Genomic DNA, 18,520 nt, shown 5'->3' with positions numbered 1-18,520 from the left:
CGCCGAGCCAGTCTGCGAGGACGGTTCCCGTAGTAGAGCGCGTGCCGCACCCGCCTCTGCAGAGTCATGACGCCGCGCCGTACAGGGCGTCAAGGGCATCGCACAGGTCCCCTCCCGTACGACTGCAGACCTTCCTGCACAACACCGCGTCGCTCGACAACAGGTCGGGCAGGTCGGCGATGTCGAGGTAGCGAGCCCCGTCGCTTGTCGTGTCCCAGCCGATGTAGGTCAGGGACAGGTCCTCTCGCGGTGCCTGCTCCCACGACAGAACGGTCTGGATGAGAGATTCATCTGGAATCACGGTGTGTCGGTAGTGTCTCACCAACGGTGAGTTCTGGGCGCAGGTCGCAAGGAGATGGTCCAGCATTCGGGCGTCCATAGCCAACATCTGTTGCCCCTTGTACACAGGCCGACCCCCGGCCGTCGGGACCTGAGTACGGATCCCAACGACCCGCCTGTCTGCGCGCCGCATCACTCGGTAGCCCATCATGGGCTCCATCCGAAGCATGACTGCGTCCCTCAGCCTGGCCTCGAACTTCTTTCCTCGCCCTCCCGCTAGGTTCGGCACAAAGCGAGGAATATCGAACCATCGAAAGTGATACCGGTTCCAGTTGTCATCTCCCTGCCCACGCCGCTTTCCCCATCGAGGTTCATAGTGCAGCGGATACGCGGAGCCCACCCAACCTCCGCCTCCAGCGATGAAACTGCTTTCCCAGGCCGAGAGATCGCCGCAGATGTAGTCCTGGCCGGAGGCGAGTGCCACCATCGACGGGTGCGCCCAGTCGCGAAGTCGACGCAGACCGTCGAGCGTGACCTGCACCAGTTCCCAGGATCCCCAGTCGGTCTTGAGTCCATGTCGCCACACCTGCACCCGCGGATGGCGGATGTCCGGGGCTGGGTACCGCCTGTCGTCGTGAGCCACGCACACGTGGGCCTGGGCACTGCGGCTAACGAGCGCGTGCACGAGGCGTTCGACCTGGGGAAGATCGTGGTGGCTCATGACGAGGTAGGCAGTCGACATGGCGTCAGTGCACCGGATCCTGCAACGAAGCTCGAATGCTCGACGCGTCGACGCCGCTGCGCTCGGGGGCTAGGGGCCTAAGTCCCGCCTGCCGAAATGCTGCGGCCACGCCCCATACCAGGCCCAGGGTAGTAACGCCGAACCGCTCGATCTTGCGTCGCACACCCGGGACCCTCATCACGTCCGCCAGCTGCCCCTGCATCCAACGACGCAGCTGCGCAGAGGCCAGCCCCCCATGTCGTGCCAGAAGAACGATGTGGTTGCGTCGTCCGTAGAGCTTGTACCTGGTGTCGAAGCGTCTGCCGCGGACGTGTGGGGCCGGCAGGTGATCCACGACAGCAGCGGGATCGAACATGGCGACCCCCCCGAGCCGCTGAATACGCAGAAAGATGTCGGTGTCCTCTCGGAGCGCGGTCCCTGGATAGTCGTCGCGAAATCCTCCCAGGCGTCGCAGGGCCTCACGGGTGAACGACATGTTGGCGCCGATCCCATGTGCCACCGTCAGCCTCCCGGGAGCAGCGGCCGCGAAACCCGCCGTCAGTCGGCCGTCACGTTCCAGCGTGCCGATCGGCTGCGTGGGATCCTCCTCCCCCGTCTGACCGTTCAGCGTTCGGCCGACCAGGGCATCGATTGCCTCTTCGTGGAAACCAAGGCGGACGGCACGCGCCCACCCGGGGTGCACCACGACATCGTCGTCCAGGTACGCGATCACGTCTCCTTCCACGTGGAGCAGGGCACGGTTTCGAGCGCGTGTCATGTGACCGGCTAGTTCCGGCGCGTGCAGGTACAGAAGACCGGTATAGGCGTTCTCGGCGAGCTCCTGGCTCGGTTCGGGGGAGGCGTCGACGACCACCAACTGGCTGATGTCCGCGCCTTCGCCGTGGAGACTCCGCAGGCAACGCTCCAGGAACGTCGCGCGGCCGTACGTCACGATAACCACCGAGAGGGTCGGAAGGTCTGCTTGCCCCATGCGTGCAGGGTACGCGAGCTGGTCTGCGCACCGGAATCTGCGACGCTGCGGGGGTCAGCCCCGTGGCCTGAGCGCTGCGACTATCTCGTCGACGTCTCGCACGGAGGTGGTATCGAGGTAGCTAGCCGCTCTCTGCAAGACGAAGGCACTTGTCCGCGAGAAGCGTCCAGAAACGTCCTGGATGACCGAGGCCAGCCCGTCGGGGTCGCCCGGCGGGTAGAGCAGGGGCACCGGTGCGCCGTCTAGGATCTCTTGGGGCCCACCGGCATCCGTCGCTACCACGGGCTTCCCGGTCGCCAGTCCCTGCACGATCACCTGCCCGAACGGCTCCGGCACGGTCGAGCAGTGCACCAGGATGTCGTGCTCCTCGAGGAGGGCCTGCACGTCGTCCACGTGGCCCACCAGTCTCGCTGACGGCTCACCGTCCACCAGATCCCGCAGCTCGGCGGCGTAGTCGTCCTCCCCGAAATGCACCCCGCCCGCGATCGTCAGGGTCGCCTCGACCCCCATGTCGCGCAGCAGCGGGAGCGCCCGCACGGCCACGTCCGGAGCCTTCCACCGCGAGATCCGCCCCAGGAAGAGCAGCCTGAGCGGGTCATGGGGAGCTGTCCGCGGGGGGCGCTGCAGCATCTCCTCGGTGACGCCGCACATGCTGTGGACCACGTCGACGCGCTCCGCGGCGACGCACAGCGCCTCCCGGACCGTCCCGGCGGTCCACGCGGAGTTCGCGATGTAGTGGCTGGTCCGGCGCGCCGTGACCTGTCTCGTCAGGGCCAGGGCGAGCGGCGACATGGCACTGTCGGTGAGCCCGTCGCGCACCCAGTAGACGAGCCTCGCCCGGCGCGGCAGCACGAGGGCGGTGAGGAACGCGGCGCGCATCGAGTTGGCGACGACCAGACCGCCGCCCCCCAGCGACGCTCGCAGCCCGGGCAGACCCCGGGCCTGGACGACCTCAGCAGCCATGCCCTCCCACACACCCCCGGCCTCCAGCGTCACCAGCCGCACCGGCAGGGAAGTCGCCTCGAGATAGCGCCGCAGCGCCAGCTCGCCACCGCCCGGTTTGTTGGTGTGGGAGACGAAGGTGATGACCTCCGGAGTGCTCATCGGAGACCCCCCGCCACCCGAGCCACGACCTGGGCCATCTCGTCGACCCGCTGCTTCCAGGACGGTATGTCGTCCGGCAGGTCTCCAGACCACGGCGCCACCTCGCCCATCGCCTCCGCGACCATCGTCGGGAAGTCCTCCGCGTTGACAGCACGCACCAGGGGGTCCACCGAATCGCCGAAGCCGGGCACCGGCGTCGAGACGACGGGGCGCCGCGCCGCGCGGTACTCGTACGCCTTGATCGGGTCGAGGGACGCCGTGAAGTCGGTGAGGACGTGCGGGACGAGCAGCACGTCCGCGTGCTGGAGGTATGCCGGGACCGCCCCGCTCGGGCGCGGGCCGAGGAGGACGACACCGGCCTCCTCGAGGGCCTCGATGTCGTTCCGAGGCAGGGGTGCCGGTCCGACGAGAACGACCTTCCCACCGTCGCGCTCCGCGAGCGCGCGGGAAGTGCGCACCACGAGATCCACGTCGACCCGGTCGCGGTGCGCGGTCCCCAGATAGAGAGCGACCGGGGAGTCCGGGAGGTCGAGAGGCCGGGGCTGGAGCGACCGGTAGGGCTCGAGATCGACGGCGTTGGGGATGAGCACGACGTCGCGCTGCTCGGACTTCGTCCGCTGCAGGGCCGGTGAACACACGACCACCTCGCCGCACCGCGCGAACAGCTCGGCCTCCTGCCTTCGCAGGCGGTCCAGCTCTGTCTGGGGGCGGTCTGCCAGGAGCCAGTCGTCCGTGATGTCGTACAGCGCCGGCCAGCCGGTGACGTCGAGGACGGCCGCGCCCCCAGGGTCGTTCACCCACAGGACCGGTTCCGACATGCCGAGCCGACCGGCGACGGCCGCCACGTGCTGCGCGCGCCGGTGGTCGCCGCGGGGGTCGAGCCTCCGGGGCAGCAGCTTGTGGGGGCGCAGAGCCCAGAGCTGCCCGGATGATCCCTCGAGATGCACCTGCCGCAGCCCCGATCGCCCCAGCTGGGGTCGGCGGCCGCTGCGCAGCTCATGAAGGGTGTCCACAGGTGGCTCCACGAACAGCACCCTGCTCACCGCGCCGGTCCGCAGGAGACCGGCGACCAGGTGCTGGTTACGACGCCATACCTCGTCCCACGCCTCGAGTGAGATCACCACGAGATCGGTCATGCCAGCACCTGTTGGTAGACGGCCTCGGTCGCTTCCGCTTGGGCCTGCGGGGTGAAGTTGGTGCGCTGCACCTGGGCGAGCTGCGCGCCATACCTCGCCCGAAGGGTGGCGTCGGCGCACATGCGCGCCAGCATCGAGGCCGCGTCCTGCGCGTCGCCCGGCTCGAAGAGCTGGGCGTCGGCTGCCAGCCCGACCGTCTCCGGGTGGGCCCCTGCGCGGCTGGCGATGACTGGCAGGCCGTGCGACATGGCCTCGAGGACACTGAGCCCCAGGCCTTCGACCTCGCACGGTGCGAGGAGGACGGACGCGGACCGCATCAGGTCGGGCACGTCGTCCCGGAAGCCGAGGAAGGTCGTCCGATCGGCGATGCCGAGGTCTCGAACCAGGTCCTGCAGCATGTTCAGCTCGGGACCCCGTCCCACGATCTCGAGCGTCCACTCTGCGGGTGCGCCTGCCGCGAAGCCGCGGACAGCCACATCGGTGTTCTTCTCCGGCTGCAGTCGCTGGACGACGAGCGCGGTTGGTCGTGTGTGTGTTGAGGCGTCGTTATCGGTACCCACCCCGGGGTAGACGACTGTTGATGAGCCGTCGATGGCACTGGCCACAAAGCGGCTGATGGCGATCTGGCGCCGTAGCCTCCGTCGGATCACCATGGCCGAGGCACGCCCGATCGTCGTGGCGCCGCGCCGACGCGCAAAATGACGGGTGGCGACGAGGGGTGCCCTGCTGGCGAGGGAGGCTGTCAGCTCGCCAGCCGTCATGTGGGCATGGACCACGTCGGGGTGGCCAGCCCGAGAGACGCTCTCCGCTGCCTGACGGAGCGTGTCGCCCGACAGCGTGCGCACACCGGTGGCCGCCATGGCCACCCGCATCCGAGCCTGGCTGCCACCGACGACGGTAACGTCGTGACCAGCCTCGGCCTGCGCACGCGCAAGGGTGGCGATGTGCCGCTCCACCCCAGAGAATCCGTCGGATCGCACCACATGCAAGATCCTCATACTGTCGGCGTCCGTCGAGGGCGCAGGTTCTCGAAGAGGTCAAGGTAGGACTGGGCCACCCGGTCCCAGCTCGTGGGAGCGGCGCGGTCCCGAGCCCTGGCCTGCAATTCGATCCTCGGCGTGACGCGCCTGCTGGCGGCGAGCGCGCGCAAGCCATTCCGCACCCCGTCCACACTGAGGTCCACGACCCGAGCCACGTCGTCGTTCACCAGAGTGTCGGGCACCGAGCCCACGGGTGTCGCGACGACCTGCAGGCCGGACGCAAGAGCTTCGAGGACGACCAGGGGGTTGGCCTCGTAGGCGCTGGGCAGCACGAGCACGTCCGATGCAGCCAAGGCTCGTCTCGGGTCGGGGATCCGTCCGGTCCAGTGCACGCGTGCAGCGACCTCCGCCGAAAGGTCGGCTCGTGCCGAGTCGATCTGCTGCGGTGTGCCGCCCACGACCACGACGTGGTGGTCGGGGAGGTCAGAAGCGGCAGCGAGGAGAAGAGGCAGACCTTTCCGTTCGAACTCGTGCCCGACGAAGACCGCGACGGCGACGTCGCGCGGTATGCCGAGCGCCTGCCGAGCGCTGTCGCGCTCCGAGGGGGAGGCGGGAACGAACCTCGCGAGGTGCACCCCATTCGGGATGACGACCGCCCGTTCACGAGGCAGCCCGTAGGAGCCGACGAGGGTGCGGCAGTCAGAGTCGCTGAGGTTGACGACAACTTGATGGACACCTGCGCGATAACGGTAGAGGTCCCGGACGGTGGTGATCAGGTGCAGCGGGTTCCGCATCATGCGCCACGCGAAGTGCCCGCGTGCCTTCATCGCGGACGTCAGCACCCCATGGTTCACGTAGACGTCACCAGCGAGAGCGTCGTTGTGGCAGATCGACACCGCGCCTTCGGGAAGTGCGCGGACCGCCCGACGTGCGCGGATCGTTCCGACCGTGGAGAACCAGATCACCCGCGCGGCGTGCCGTGCCCGGCCGCGGACTCCGGGAGCCGGCGCTGCGAGGAAGGCGCAGCCGGCCTCGTGCGGTCCGAACCTGCGCACGTCGTGACCGAGGTCCAGCCATCGAGCCTCCAGAGCCGCAGCCACACCACCGACCCCCGTCCCAGGCTCGAACTCGGGAGAGATCTGAAGGATGATCACGCGACAGTCACCAGGCGTCCGCCCTCGCTCTTCTCCGGTGCTGAGTGCCGGGCCCTGCTGACGCCGATGCAGGTGCCGATCAGCAGGAACGGCACGGAGACCGAGATGCTGACCCAGAACAGGTCGAACTGGCTCACGGTGATGCGGGACACGGCGAGCGCCAGGGCAAGAGTCCCAAACGCGGGGTCCATCCTGAAGAGCACGACGATCGCCCCCACCCAGAGCACGACGAATCCGAGCACCCCGACCACGCCGGTCGAGGCGGCCACCTCGAGGAACGCGTTCGGCGGCTGGAACTGCGCCACTGCACCTTCCTGGGTCCAGAACCGCAGTCCATGCCCGAACCAGGGCGACTGGAGCCAGATGCGGTACGACTCGATATACCACTCGAGTCGCTGGAACCAGGAGTTGTGCTCGTTGCCCGAGGCGATCTGGTCGCGCACCATGGTGAGAACGATGTAGCCGATCGGCAAGAGGGCAGCGAGCGCGATCGTCGCGCGACGCCGCTCGTCATGGCGACGTAGTGAGATGACGAGCAGACCGACCGCGAGCCCGACGAGCGCCTGCCTGGACTGCGAGACGGCGATGGCGACCACGAGGACGAGCAGACCCGGCACCGCCCAGCGTTTCGTCCATCCCAACCAGGACGGCCGGGCATACAGGACGAGCGCGGCGGACACCAGGAGCGTCCCGATGAAGTTCTTGTGCATCGGCCACGGCCACCGGGGATAAACCGCCCCGAAGTTGCCGCCGGCGTACTGCAGCGCGGCCTGGGCGATGGTCGGCAGGGCGAGGAGCAGGCAGGCGATGAGAAACATCGTGATCCCCAGCCGCGCGTGGCCGCTCGCCCCGACCGCCCACCCGACGATCAGCGCGCCCGACACCAGCAGCCACGCGTGGAACCACTCGACCGTGTTAGCCAGGAACGGGTTGGCGATCAGGGTGAAGATCGTCAAGGCCTGGTAGACCACGTTGAGCCACAGCAGCGCGCGCAGCTCCTTGCTGAACGGCCTCGGTGACATCAGCACCGCCGGCCAGAAGGCGAGCGCCAGGACCGCGTCGGAGAGCGTCAGGTCGGTCCCTCCGGCCGAGACCCGCAGGACCACCACGCTCAGCGGCATCGCCAGGACCGGCAGCGTCGCCGGCTCCACGAGCGCGGCGATCCCGACCAGCACCACCACCGCGACCCCGAGCGCCAGCATCGGCTGGTTCGGCACGAGCCAGGCCACGCCGAGCGCCAGGACGACGGCAGCCGCGACCAGCACACCGATCCCGGCGCGCTGGACCACGTCACGCCACGTGAGCGTCATGGCCCCACCTTCTCGCGCACGACCCGCTCCGGTCGAGGGAAGCGCTCCCGCTCGACCGCCCACGGGCCCTGGCGCAGCAGCGCGGCCCGCCGCCGCGCCGCGGCGCCGCGCTCGCCGGGCAGCACCACCGACCGCACCGTCGCCCCGGCCCACTGACCGGCCCGCGCCACCTGCCACCCGGCCGCGCCGAAGTGCTTGCGCAGGTAGCGCTCCTGCCCTGCGTGGAAGTGCGTCTCCCGCCGCGCCGGGTCGCTCGACGTCGCCGCCCCGACGTGCACCGCGGTGACCTCCGGCACCAGCCGGTGCCGCCACCCCATCAGCGCCGCGCGCCGGGCCCAGTCGGTCTCCTCGGCATACAGGAAGAAGTCCTCGTCGAGCCCGCCGACCTGCTCCAGCGCCTCCGCGCGCAGCAGCAGCACCGACCCGATCACGTAGTCCTGGCGCCGGTCGTTCAGACGCCCCAGCCCGACCGCCTCCAGCCACGACCCCCAAGGCGAGGGGAACGGCCAGGCCACCCGCGCCCGTCCACCGTCCCCGTCCACCTGCGCGGGCGCCACGCTCGCCAGGTCGGGCTCGGCCCGGAGGGCCCGGTGCAGGGCGCGTATGCCGTCCACGTCCACCACGGCGTCCGGGTTGAGCAGCAGCACGTCGGTGCCCGGCGTCGCCCGCTGCGCCAGCCCGTGGTTCACGCCAGCGGCAAAGCCGCCGTTCCACCCCGGGTCGAGGTAGCGGACCCCCAGCTCCGCGCACAGCTCACGGATCTCCGGCAGCGAGGAGTTGTCGACCACGGTCACCGCCAGGTCGCGCACGGGCGCGAGCGCCGAGCGCAGCAGCTCCGGCGCGCCGTAGGCGACCACGACCACCTCGGGGTCGCTGCGGTCCGCCACCTCGCTGCGTGCCGTCCTCGTCATCCGCCGGTATGCCGCGTCGTAGCGGGCGGCGACGCTGGGCCAGGAGCACTCCTGGGCGCGCTCGAGCCCCGCCTCACGCAGACGCGCCCACAGACCCGGCTCACGGCATACCCGGAGGAGGGCGGCACCGAGAGCGACGGCGTCACCCTCGGGCACGAGCACGCCCGCGCCGCCGACGACGTCGGGGAGCGCGCCGGAGTCGCTCGCCACCACGGGGACACCGGCCGCCATCGCCTCGACGACGACACGGCCGAACTGCTCCACCCACCCCGGCGTCGTCAGGGACGGGACCGCGAGCACGTCCAGCCCGCCGAGCAGCGCAGGCAGCTGCTCCTGCGTCGCCGACCCCGCGAAGCTCACCCGCTCGCCCAGCCCGGAGGCCTTCGTGCGCAGCTCCGCCTCCTGCGGCCCGGCACCCACGATGGTCAGGACCAGGTCCGGGTATGCCGCGACCGCCTCGAGCAGGACCGTCACCCCCTTGTGGGGGGCGAGCCGGCCGACGTAGCCGACGCGCACGGGTGCCCCGGGGGCGGGCGGCTCGCGGTCGACCGGGGCGAAGCGCTGGACGTCGACACCGAGCGGGACGACGTCGGGGACCCCGGGAAAGCCCTTGCGGACGCAGATCTCGCCGGCCTCGCGGTTGCAGACGATCAGCGCACGCGCGTGCCGGAGCGCCCACCGCTCCATCCAGCGGAAGGGCACCGGGTAGCGCTTGTCGATGTTCTGCGCGGAGTAGAGGGCGTAGGGCGCCGGGTTGCGCCGCAGTGCCCGGATCAGCAGGGCCTGCAGGGTGCTCACGGCGAACGGCTCCTCGTGCAGGTCGAGCACGTCCCACCGCTGCCCGAGCGCGCGCCACAGCGGGCGCGGGTCGTAGGCGAAGAGAGCCGGGTGACGACCGAGCGTGCGGACCGGCCGGACCGAGCCCGGCGGCTCCTGGGCGTCCGAGGGGTCGACGGAGAGGGTGACGTCCGCACCCCCCTCGTTCCACCGGGCGGCGGAGAGCAGCGTCACGTCGTGGCCGAGCCCCCTCAGCCCACGCTCGCGCGCCCTCCATGCGGTCATCACCCCGCTGTGGAACAGCCGGAGGACGCGCATGCGCATAGACTATGGCGCAACCGTCTTGTTTCTTCACGGGAGGAGGGCCCCGTGACAGTCCGCGACCTGCTGAGCTCACTCATGCAGCGTTGGCGCATCGTCGTCGCCACGATGCTCGTCGTCATCGCCGCGACCGCCTGGCTCACCCTGCAGATCAGACCGGTCTACCAGTCCCACTCGCAGGTCTACCTCCTGGCCAACAACCAGTCCGAGTCGGCCAACGTCTACAACATGCCGGCCGCCGAGCTGGAGACGATCATCAGGGTCGTGACCTCCCCGATCGTCCTCGATCCGGTGCGGGAGGAGCTCGGCCTCGAGCCGGGCACGATGCTCGACGTCTCCGCCACGCGCTTCGGCGACACCCCGCTGCTGGACGTCACCGTCCGGGCGCACGACGCCCAGGTCGCCGCGCAGGCCGCCACGGCGGTGCCTCAGCAGCTCGCCGCGGTGGCCCGCGACTTCTCCCCGATGCTGCAGCTGAGCGGCACCGCCGTCTCGGCCCAGGTCGTCGAGCCGGCCGCCGTGCCGTCCGCGCCCGTCGAGCCGGACGTCACCCGCAACCTCGCCCTCGCCGCGCTGGCCGGCCTCATGCTGGGCATCGGCTTCGCGCTCGCCCGCCAGGCGCTGGACCAGCGGGTCCGCGAGACCCGCGACCTGGAGGCCCTGAGCGACCGGCCGGTGCTGGCCAGCATCCCGGTCCGCCGCAACGACGACGCGCACGCGATCTACCTCGAGCTGGACCCCTTCGGCCCGCAGGCCGAGGCGGTCCGCCAGCTGCGCACCAACATGATGTTCGTCGACGTCACGACCGGCAAGCACTCCTTCGTCATCAGCTCCACGCTGCCCGGCGAGGGCAAGACCACGACCGCGATCAACCTGGCCCTGGCCATGTCGGACGCCGGCACCAAGGTGCTGCTCATCGATGCCGACCTGCGTCACCCCTCGATCGCGACCAACCTCGGGCTCGAGGGCGCGGTCGGTCTCACCACCGTGCTGCTCGGCGACGCCGACGTCGAGGACGTCACCCAGCGGTGGGGAGGGACCAACCTGCACGTGCTCACCGCCGGCGAGGTGCCGCCCAACCCGAGCGAGCTGCTGGGGTCGACGAAGATGCATGCCCTCTTCGAGGAGCTGACGGAGAAATACGACTTCATCCTCGTCGACGCCCCGCCCGTGCTGCCCGTCACCGACGCGATGGTCATCGAGAAGCTGACGGGCGGGCTCCTCATGGTGGTGGCGAGCGGCGAGACCCGCAAGCGCCACGTCCAGGAGGCCCTGCGGGTGCTCAGCACGACGGAGTCGCACGTGGCGGGCTTCGTGCTCACCAAGGCGCCGGCCAAGCCGGCGGCCTACTACTCCTACTACTCCGGGGAGCACGCCTCCACCAAGCCCGACGGCCCGCGCTCCAAGTCCCGCAGGCCGGGCGCGCGCGACCGCCGGATGGCCAAGGCACAGCCCCACGCGTCCGCGGCCGCGAAGGCCAGGGCTCAGCGCACCAGCGACAGCGGCGAGGTCGACCTGCGCAGCCGGCTCAACGTCGGCCGTCACGAGGCTCCCTGACCGCTCAGGAACGGTCGCGGACCGTGAGTGCCCCCAGCTCCACCAGCTCCTGGAGGAGCTCGCCCACCACCTCGGTCTCCACGTCCGGCACCTCCACCCCCAGCTCGGCAGCCACCGCGGCGGGGATCTGAGCGAGCCCGTGCCCGGCGAGCGCCGCCCGCGCGACGCTGGCGGCGGCGCCCTCCAGGACGGTGATCTCTCCGCTGAGCAGCGGGGCGACGTAGAGGCGGCCCCCGTGGTCACCGTCGCCAGGACGGTCCACCGCACCCCACCCCGGAGCCAGCTCCCAGCCGGGGTGCGCCGACGGACCCGTCACCGGCCTGCTCCTGGGCGACGGGAGCGCCATACCTCCAGGGCCGCGCGACGGACGCGGTCCGCGAACTCGACGCCGACCTCCACGGGCGAGGGCCGGTGACCGCGGGTGTTGGCGAGGTGCTCGGTGTTGACGAGCGGCGCGCGCAGCACGGTGAGGGCCTTGCCGGTGAGCGTGCGCTCGGCCTTGACCCGGGCCACCCACTCCTCGACGCGGCCGCCGTCCTGCGTGACGGCGCGCCACAGGTCGTGCTCGCGATGGTCGCGGACGGCGTCGAGCCGGCCGTGGGCCGCGGCCCAGGCCACCTCGGCGTGGACGCGCGGAACGAGGTCGAGCACGCCGGTCTCCACGTCGGCCTCGGTCCCGCCGAGCGCCGCCGCGCGAGGAGGTCGACCGTTGCGGGCCTCGTTGACCGCGAAGACCAGCGCCTGGCCGGCCTCGTCGGGCACCGGGCAGGGCACGCCTCCGAGGAGCCGGACGTCTCGGGCTGACCAGAGGACGTCGAACGTCCCCTCGTCCCGACCCAGGCCGGGGAAGAAGCGGTGCACGTCGGCATACCCGAGGTGGTCGTGCCAGTAGGTCTGCGCGTGTCCGAAGGGGGAGCCGGTGTGGAAGCGGGAGCGTCGCTGCCAGCCGCGCTCCTCGAGCGCCCGGACGAGACGGCGCACCTGAGACGGACGGACGAGCACGTCGGCGTCGCTGCCGCCGGTCGTGCTCGACCGCCAGCGTGGCTCGAAGGCGACTCCCTTGACGTGGAGGAGGTCGACCCCGTGCAGGTCGGCCAGGTGCTGCAGAGCGGCGTGGCACAGCTCGACGCGCACGGCGAGGTCGACGTCGCGGACCCCTGCTGTCCCGCCCTCGCTGGTCATGGGCTCATCGTGCCACCCGCCCTGCGGAAACGGCGGACCGCCGGTCACCCGTGGGTGACCGGCGGTCCGGGACCGGAGCAGCTGACGGATCAGGCCGGCTCGGGCACGTCGACGAGCTCCCCGGAGGGGGTCTCCTCGAAGTGGTGGTCCTGGATCTGGTCGCCGGCGAGCTTGTCGACGACCATCGCGATGGCGGCGTCACCGGTGACGTTGGTGGCGGTGCCGAAGGAGTCGATCGCGATGTAGGTGGCGATCATCAGACCGACCTGCGGCTCGGTGAAGCCGAGCATCGAGGTCAGCAGGCCGGCGGCCGTCATGATCGCGCCGCCGGGGACACCGGGGGCGGCGACCATCGTGATGCCGAGCATGAAGATGAAGCCGATGAACACCGGGACGTTGATGTCCTGGCCGGAGAGGAACATCACCGCGAGGGAGAACGCGGTGATCTTGGTCGTGGAGCCCGCGAGGTGGATGGTCGCGCACAGCGGGATGACGAACGACGCGACCGGACGCCGCACGCCGACCTCGATCGCCTGGCGCAGGGTGACCGGGATCGTCGCGGCGGAGGAGGAGGTGCCGAGCGCGGTGGCGTAGGCCGGCAGCATCGTGATCAGCGCCTTGATGGGGTTCTTCCGCGCGACGGCACCGGCGACGAAGTACTGGATGAGCAGCAGCACGACGGTGAGCGCGAAGACCAGGACGATGACGCCGATGAAGGTCGTGACGACCTCCCAGACCTGCCCGGCGGCGGTCATGTTCATGAAGATGCCGAGGATGTAGAGCGGCAGCAGCGGGATGATGATGACCGCGATGACCTTCTCGATGATCGAGCGCAGCTCGACGAAGCCGCGGTGCATCGTGTCGGTCGGCAGCACCGTGAGGCCGATGCCGATGACGAACGAGAGGACCAGGGCGGTCATGACGCCGAAGACCGGCGGCATGTCCACCGTGAAGTACGCGCCCAGCAGCGCGTCCTCGGGGTTGCCGACCTCGCTGAACGAGCCGGGCTCGAGCATCCGCGGGAAGAGCAGCATCGAGACGCCGAAGGCCATCAAGCCCGCGAAGATCGTCGATCCGTAGGCGATCGCGGCCGTGATGCCCAGCCACTTGCCGGCGCCCTTGCCCAGCTCGGAGATGGCCGGCGTGATGAGCCCGACGATGATGAGCGGGATGATGAACGACAGGAAGTTGCCGAACAGACCGTTGAAGGTCACGAAGACGCGGACAACCCAGTCGGGCACGAAGAGGCCGAGCAGGATGCCGAGGACGATGGCGATGCCGATCTGCGGCAGCAGACCGACCTTGCGCAGGGACATGCAGGGGGCTCCTCAGGGATGGAGAGTGCGGAAGTCGGCAACATCGCCGGCACTGCAAGGCTAGGGCCCGTCCGGAGGCTCCCTTTACCACATGGGGGTGACTTCGGGCACATCTGCGGGTGAAAGTCGACGCGCACCCGGATGACTCCTAAGTAACGAGCGGTCCGGAGGGGCTCGTCATACCGTAGGGGCCATGGCGAACTCCCGTGAAGTGATCGTCGTCGGTGCCGGCATCGCCGGCCTGACCTGTGCCGTGACCCTGCAGGAGGCCGGTGTGCCGGTCCGCGTCCTGGAGGCCTCCGACGCCGTGGGCGGGCGCGTGCGCACCGACCGCGTCGACGGCTTCCTGCTCGACCGCGGCTTCCAGGTGCTCCAGACCGCCTACCCGATGGTCAAGGATCTCGTAGACGTGGACGCCCTCGACCTGCAGCCCTTCACGCTCGGCCTGGCGCTGCGCAGCGACCGCGGCCCGGACCACTTCGTCGTCGCCGACCCGCGCCGCGAGCCCCAGCTCATCCCCCAGACCCTGCGCTCGGGCAAGCTGCACCCCGCCAGCGTCGCCTCGCTCACGCGCTGGCTCGCGCCCGCGCTGCGGGAGGAGTGGGTGCTCAACAGCGGCGAGGACGTGACGCGCGGCGAGGCGATGGACGCCGCCAGCTTCGTCGGACCGCTCCGGCACCTCCTGGACACCTTCCTCGCCGGGGTCCTCCTCGAGGACGACCTGTCGACCTCCAACGCGTTCACCCTCCTGCTCATGCGCTCCTTCGCCACCGGCCGGATCGGCCTTCCTGCCGGGGGTATGCAGCAGCTCCCCGCCCAGCTGGCCGCTCGGCTCTCGCAGCCGGTCGAGCTGGGCACCGAGGTCGTCGAGGTCGGTCCTGGCCGGGTGCGCACCGCCGGTGGGGAGAACATCGACGCAGGTCTGGTCGTCGTCTCGACCGACCCGGAGACCGCGGAGCGTCTCACCGGCCGGCCGTCGGTGCCGGGCAAGGGCGTCACCACGCACTGGTTCGCCACGGACGAGGCGCCCGCCGACCACCGCATGCTGGTCGTCGACCAGCGCCACGAGCACGGCCCGGTCATCAACACCTGCGTGGTGAGCAACGCCGCCCCCGGCTACGCGCCGGAGGGTCGCCACCTCGTGCAGGCGAGCAGCCTGCTCCGCCCCGGTCAGCCGCCGGTGGAGGACGAGGCGGTGCGCGCCCACGTGGGGCAGCTGTGGAACGTCGACGCCTCGGGCTGGCAGCTCCTGCGCCGCGACGACATCCCCTACGCGCTGCCGGTCCAGCCGGCCCCGCTGGTGGACCGGGAGGACCTCGTCGTCGACGAGGGGCTCATCGTCGCCGGCGACCACACCGACACCGGCTCCATCCAGGGCGCGATGGTCAGCGGCCGCCGCGCGGCCGAGGGGTGGATCGCCCGCACCACCCCCTAGGATGGCGGGCGTCTGATCTGGGAGGGACGGAGAAGAGATGACGTACTCGGGAGGGAACCCGACAGTTCTGTCGACGCAGGCGCGGCTGCTGACCGCGCTCGGCGCCGACATCCGCACGGACGCACTGCGCGTCGTGGGGCTGGGCAAGGACGCGGGCGGGTTTGCCGGCGACGGCGAGGTCGCCGAGGCGATGAGCCGCGCGGCCTCGGCGATCGGCGGGGTGCTCAACGGCACCGCAGCACTGGTCGACGGTCTCTCCGGCGGAGCCAGCACCGCGGCGGAGCAGCTGCGCGCAGCGACGGGCACCGGACGGTGAGTCTCACCGTCCCGGCTGGCAGTCCGGCCTCGTTGACCGCGCGTGCCGACACGCTCTCGCGGGTCGCCGACAACGTCGTCACCCGCAGGGACACCCTGACCACGCGCCGCGACGCCGCGCTGGCCGCACTGCCCACGCGACGCGTCGGCGACTTCCGGGCCGCGTCCCGCGACGCCGGCACCGCCCTCGAGGGCGGCGCGCTCGGCGCGACCGCGATCGCCCGTCACATGCGCACCTACGCCGACTCTCTTGACGGGGCCCAGGCCGTGGTCCGCGACGTCAACCGCAGGTTGGGCTCGATCCAGCGTCAGATCTCCACCGCCCGCGCGGAGGAGGACTGGACCGAGGTCGACCGTCTCCAGGGCGAGCTGCGCCGGGAGCGGGGCGTGGGCGAGGACGCTCTCGAGGAGTTCCGCCGCTCGCGCCGCGCCGCCGTCCGCGACCTCAACAGCGAGGCGGAGCTGTGGGTCCCCGGGTCCTCCTCGCTCGCCCCCGTCGAGGCATGGGTGGCCGCGAGCGCCGCCATCGTCCCGACGTCGATCGGTGTCGACGCGACCGTCCTCCGCCAGGTCTGGCGCGGCGTCAACGCCGACGACGCCCAGCAGATCGCCACCCAGGCCAACAAGGTCAAGGCCGCCGGCACCCGGGGCTGGCAGCTCTACCAGCTGGGCAGCTACGCCACCGTGGCCCGCCTCAACCGCAACGTCGAGGCGCAGTACCAGGCGGCGCGGGCGGCATACCAGCTCGCCCAGAGCACCCCGGGCGACCTGCGCGGGATGGTGCGGGCCGAGCAGAACCTCATCACCGCGCTGCAGCGGCTCGTCGCCCAGCCGGCCACCCAGACCTCGCAGGCCCAGCGCCTCTACGGGCTCTACGAGAGCCTGGTCGGCAAGGACAAGGCCTGGGACCTCGTCCACCAGCGCTTCCCGAACGTGCCGGGCGACTCGATCCGCCCGCTCCGCGGACCGCTCATGACGAGGATCAACCGGATCTCCCGCGCCGTGGGGCCGGTCGCCTCCAAGATCATGGGGCCGGTGTCGGTGCTGCTCGGCGGCTACGACATCTACACCGGCCTGGCCGACGACACCCTGCCGACGGACGTGCGCGCCTCCCGGATCATCGGGGGCGTGGGCTCGGTCGCGGCCGGTGCGGCGACGACCGCCATCGCCTTCGGGCTCATCGCGGCCACCCCGGTCGGGGTCGCGGTGATCGCCGTCGGCAGCGTGGTCGCGCTGGGCGCGTGGGCCTACGAGAACCGCGAGGCCATCGCCGAGACCGCCCGGGACGTCGGCGGGGCCGTCGTCGACGGCGCCAAGAAGGTGTGGGGGTGGCTCTCGGGTGGGGACTGAGCATCTGCTCGAGGCCTCGCGCGGCCTCACGACGGCCGGCGTGCGCGTGGAGCTCTACGACGCGGTCGAGACGGCCGGCGAGCCGTGGGAGTTCGGCAGCTTCACCGACGAGGAGCTGCACGGGCTGGACGATCCCACGGCGACGCGCCCTGCCTATCCCGCACCGTGGCTGTCGGGGCTCACGGACGAGGAGCGGGAGGCCGCCACCAGCGCGGGGCTGCGCTCGCTGAAGGCGCGTCAGCTCTTCGACGCCGAGCTCGTCGACGACGCCTACGAGACCTGGGTGGAGCCGCACGTCGCGGCCCTCCTGACCATGCGCCGTGGTGCCGACGCGGTGCTCGTCGCCGAGCGGACCGTCTCCGGCGGCACCGACTGGGTGGTCCTGCACGCCCAGCCCCGGGGGCTCTGGCTCGAGGAGGTCATCGACCCCTCAGGCTTCCACCACTTCGCGCTCGTGCCGCTGCACCAGGCGCTCACCGACCTGGCGGTGCGGCTGCGGGCGGGGCTCGAGCCGGCCGTGGGCGAGGTCGCCCTCACCCTGGCCCGCCAGGACCTGGTCGAGCGCTCCGAGACGGCGCTGGCGCCGCTCGCCGACGCCAGGGCCGTGACCCAGCTGACCCGCATCGAGGTCGGGGGCGACGGCACGACCACCGGTGCCGGGGTCCTCGTGGCGCCCGGCTTCACGGTGGTCGCCGAGGAGTCGGAGGGAGGGGCGACGATCTCCTACCGCAGCGTCGACGAGGACGCGCTGCGCACGGTGCTCGAGGATCTGCTGCGGCCAGCCGGCGGCCGGGAGACCGGCGGGCGGGACGGATGAGCCGCTTCGACGAGTTCAGCGTGGTCGACGAGATCACCCTGAACCAGGTCCGGCAACGCCTCCAGCTGAGCGCCGCCGACCTCGGTCCCGAGATCGTCTCCTTCCGCGCCGTCCCAGGCGCGAAGGGCACGGCGTTCGTCGTGCTCACGCCGCTGCTGGCGTTCGCCCTCCTCCTGCTGCCCGGCGTCACCGTCGGCACGTTCGAGGTGACGATGGCGGTCGTCGTGTGGCTCCTGGCGCAGCTCGCTCTGGGCGCTTTCTGGATCCGGGGCTGGCTAGAGCGGCACCGGGTGTGCCGCCACGGTCTGGTCCTGGGTCGTCGCGGCGAGTATGCCGTGCCCTGGTCGACCATCGACCCCGGACGGGTCCGGTTGCTGCGCCGGGCCAACCTGCTGACCCGGCACGGCATCGCCGCCGGACGCCTGCTGCGGCCTGGCGAGACGCTGGGTCACGCGCTGCTGGTCAACGGCCTCGACGACACACCGGCGGGGCACGAGCGGCTGGCGGTCAACGAGCAGCTGCTCCGCGAGGGGCGCGGGGCCGACGAGCACCTCACCTGCTTCGACCGCTGGGTCCTCGCCGGTCGTCACGCCCCGGACCTGGTCCGCGCGATGGAGGAGGCGATGGTCGCCGACGGCTACCCGGCGCAGGGGATGGCCGCCGAGGTGGTCGCCCACCCGCTCGTGCTGGCCTGGACCCCGCAGCCGGACGCGAGCGGCATACCAGGAGAGCACCTGAGCCCGCTGCGTCGCACGACGGACCCTGTCATCGGGACCCGTGCGGCCCGCGCCTGAGCATCGTGCGCCGGTGAGTGCCGCACGAGGGCGGCCCGGCTGGAGCGTCTCGCGGACGAGCAGGAGGCCG

17 protein-coding genes are annotated in these 18,520 nt (G+C 71.2%); 6 read left to right on the top strand and 11 right to left on the bottom strand.

What is annotated here, in order from left to right; genetic code table 11:
- Nucleotides 1–64: 64 nt before the first annotated feature.
- From IEV65_RS10895 to IEV65_RS10860, 8 genes are read right to left on the bottom strand one after another with little or no spacing between them, the layout of a single operon-like run.
- Nucleotides 65–1,021, bottom strand: coding sequence for a hypothetical protein (locus IEV65_RS10895; RefSeq protein WP_188430702.1), 957 nt, complete (start codon nucleotides 1,019–1,021; stop codon nucleotides 65–67).
- A 4-nt stretch (nucleotides 1,022–1,025) separates the two neighbouring features.
- The gene (locus IEV65_RS10890) at nucleotides 1,026–1,991 is read right to left on the bottom strand and encodes a glycosyltransferase family 2 protein (protein WP_188430700.1); all 966 of its coding nucleotides are present in this window, start codon (nucleotides 1,989–1,991) and stop codon (nucleotides 1,026–1,028) included.
- A 54-nt stretch (nucleotides 1,992–2,045) separates the two neighbouring features.
- On the bottom strand, nucleotides 2,046–3,095 hold the full coding sequence (locus IEV65_RS10885) for a glycosyltransferase (RefSeq protein WP_188430698.1): 1,050 nt from the start codon (nucleotides 3,093–3,095) through the stop codon (nucleotides 2,046–2,048).
- Entirely contained in the window at nucleotides 3,092–4,231 is a 1,140-nt protein-coding gene (locus tag IEV65_RS10880; RefSeq protein WP_188430696.1) for a glycosyltransferase, read from the bottom strand. The genes IEV65_RS10885 and IEV65_RS10880 overlap by 4 nt, the downstream gene beginning before the upstream one ends.
- Complete coding sequence (locus IEV65_RS10875; protein ID WP_188430694.1) at nucleotides 4,228–5,187, bottom strand: glycosyltransferase family 4 protein; 960 nt, start codon at nucleotides 5,185–5,187, stop codon at nucleotides 4,228–4,230. Before IEV65_RS10875 ends, IEV65_RS10880 begins: the two co-directional genes overlap by 4 nt.
- 38 nt (nucleotides 5,188–5,225) lie before the next feature.
- Complete coding sequence (locus tag IEV65_RS10870) at nucleotides 5,226–6,365, bottom strand: glycosyltransferase family 4 protein (protein ID WP_229735183.1); 1,140 nt, start codon at nucleotides 6,363–6,365, stop codon at nucleotides 5,226–5,228.
- On the bottom strand, nucleotides 6,362–7,675 hold the full coding sequence (locus IEV65_RS10865) for an O-antigen ligase family protein (RefSeq protein WP_188430690.1): 1,314 nt from the start codon (nucleotides 7,673–7,675) through the stop codon (nucleotides 6,362–6,364). The genes IEV65_RS10870 and IEV65_RS10865 overlap by 4 nt, the downstream gene beginning before the upstream one ends.
- Nucleotides 7,672–9,681 (bottom strand): glycosyltransferase, encoded by a 2,010-nt coding sequence (locus tag IEV65_RS10860; protein WP_229735182.1) that lies wholly within the window; start codon nucleotides 9,679–9,681, stop codon nucleotides 7,672–7,674. The genes IEV65_RS10865 and IEV65_RS10860 overlap by 4 nt, the downstream gene beginning before the upstream one ends.
- Nucleotides 9,682–9,732: 51 nt before the next feature.
- On the opposite strand from IEV65_RS10860, the gene IEV65_RS10855 reads away from it, so the two are divergent.
- Entirely contained in the window at nucleotides 9,733–11,241 is a 1,509-nt protein-coding gene (locus IEV65_RS10855) for a tyrosine-protein kinase domain-containing protein (protein ID WP_188430689.1), read from the top strand.
- A gap of 4 nt (nucleotides 11,242–11,245) precedes the next feature.
- On the opposite strand, the gene IEV65_RS10850 is transcribed toward IEV65_RS10855, so the two are convergent.
- The 3 genes from IEV65_RS10850 to IEV65_RS10840 all read right to left on the bottom strand — a co-directional run bounded on the left by IEV65_RS10850 (nucleotide 11,246) and on the right by IEV65_RS10840 (nucleotide 13,739).
- Complete coding sequence (locus IEV65_RS10850) at nucleotides 11,246–11,557, bottom strand: hypothetical protein (RefSeq protein ID WP_188430687.1); 312 nt, start codon at nucleotides 11,555–11,557, stop codon at nucleotides 11,246–11,248.
- Nucleotides 11,554–12,423, bottom strand: a complete 870-nt coding sequence (locus IEV65_RS10845; RefSeq protein WP_188430685.1) for a nucleotidyltransferase family protein — start codon at nucleotides 12,421–12,423, stop codon at nucleotides 11,554–11,556. Before IEV65_RS10845 ends, IEV65_RS10850 begins: the two co-directional genes overlap by 4 nt.
- 89 nt (nucleotides 12,424–12,512) lie before the next feature.
- The gene (locus IEV65_RS10840; protein ID WP_188430683.1) at nucleotides 12,513–13,739 is read right to left on the bottom strand and encodes a dicarboxylate/amino acid:cation symporter; all 1,227 of its coding nucleotides are present in this window, start codon (nucleotides 13,737–13,739) and stop codon (nucleotides 12,513–12,515) included.
- Between the two features lie 193 nt (nucleotides 13,740–13,932).
- Here IEV65_RS10840 and IEV65_RS10835 point away from each other — a divergent pair, with 193 nt between their 5' ends.
- Genes IEV65_RS10835 through IEV65_RS10815 form a run of 5 tightly spaced genes read left to right on the top strand, consistent with a single transcriptional unit; the run spans nucleotide 13,933 to nucleotide 18,450 of the window.
- On the top strand, nucleotides 13,933–15,174 hold the full coding sequence (locus IEV65_RS10835; RefSeq protein WP_188430681.1) for an NAD(P)/FAD-dependent oxidoreductase: 1,242 nt from the start codon (nucleotides 13,933–13,935) through the stop codon (nucleotides 15,172–15,174).
- Between the two features lie 37 nt (nucleotides 15,175–15,211).
- Nucleotides 15,212–15,490, top strand: coding sequence for a hypothetical protein (locus IEV65_RS10830; protein ID WP_188430679.1), 279 nt, complete (start codon nucleotides 15,212–15,214; stop codon nucleotides 15,488–15,490).
- A gap of 32 nt (nucleotides 15,491–15,522) precedes the next feature.
- Nucleotides 15,523–16,839, top strand: coding sequence for a hypothetical protein (locus IEV65_RS10825; RefSeq protein WP_188430677.1), 1,317 nt, complete (start codon nucleotides 15,523–15,525; stop codon nucleotides 16,837–16,839).
- Entirely contained in the window at nucleotides 16,829–17,656 is an 828-nt protein-coding gene (locus tag IEV65_RS10820; RefSeq protein ID WP_188430675.1) for a hypothetical protein, read from the top strand. Before IEV65_RS10825 ends, IEV65_RS10820 begins: the two co-directional genes overlap by 11 nt.
- Nucleotides 17,653–18,450, top strand: a complete 798-nt coding sequence (locus IEV65_RS10815) for a hypothetical protein (RefSeq protein WP_188430673.1) — start codon at nucleotides 17,653–17,655, stop codon at nucleotides 18,448–18,450. The genes IEV65_RS10820 and IEV65_RS10815 overlap by 4 nt, the downstream gene beginning before the upstream one ends.
- Nucleotides 18,451–18,520: the final 70 nt, after the last annotated feature.

Source organism: Ornithinimicrobium tianjinense, from assembly GCF_014636495.1.
GTDB classification, from domain to species: Bacteria; Actinomycetota; Actinomycetes; order Actinomycetales; family Dermatophilaceae; genus Ornithinicoccus; species Ornithinicoccus tianjinensis.
Note: the sequence above shows the minus strand (reverse complement) of the source record. Positions and strands in the feature narration are given on the sequence as shown.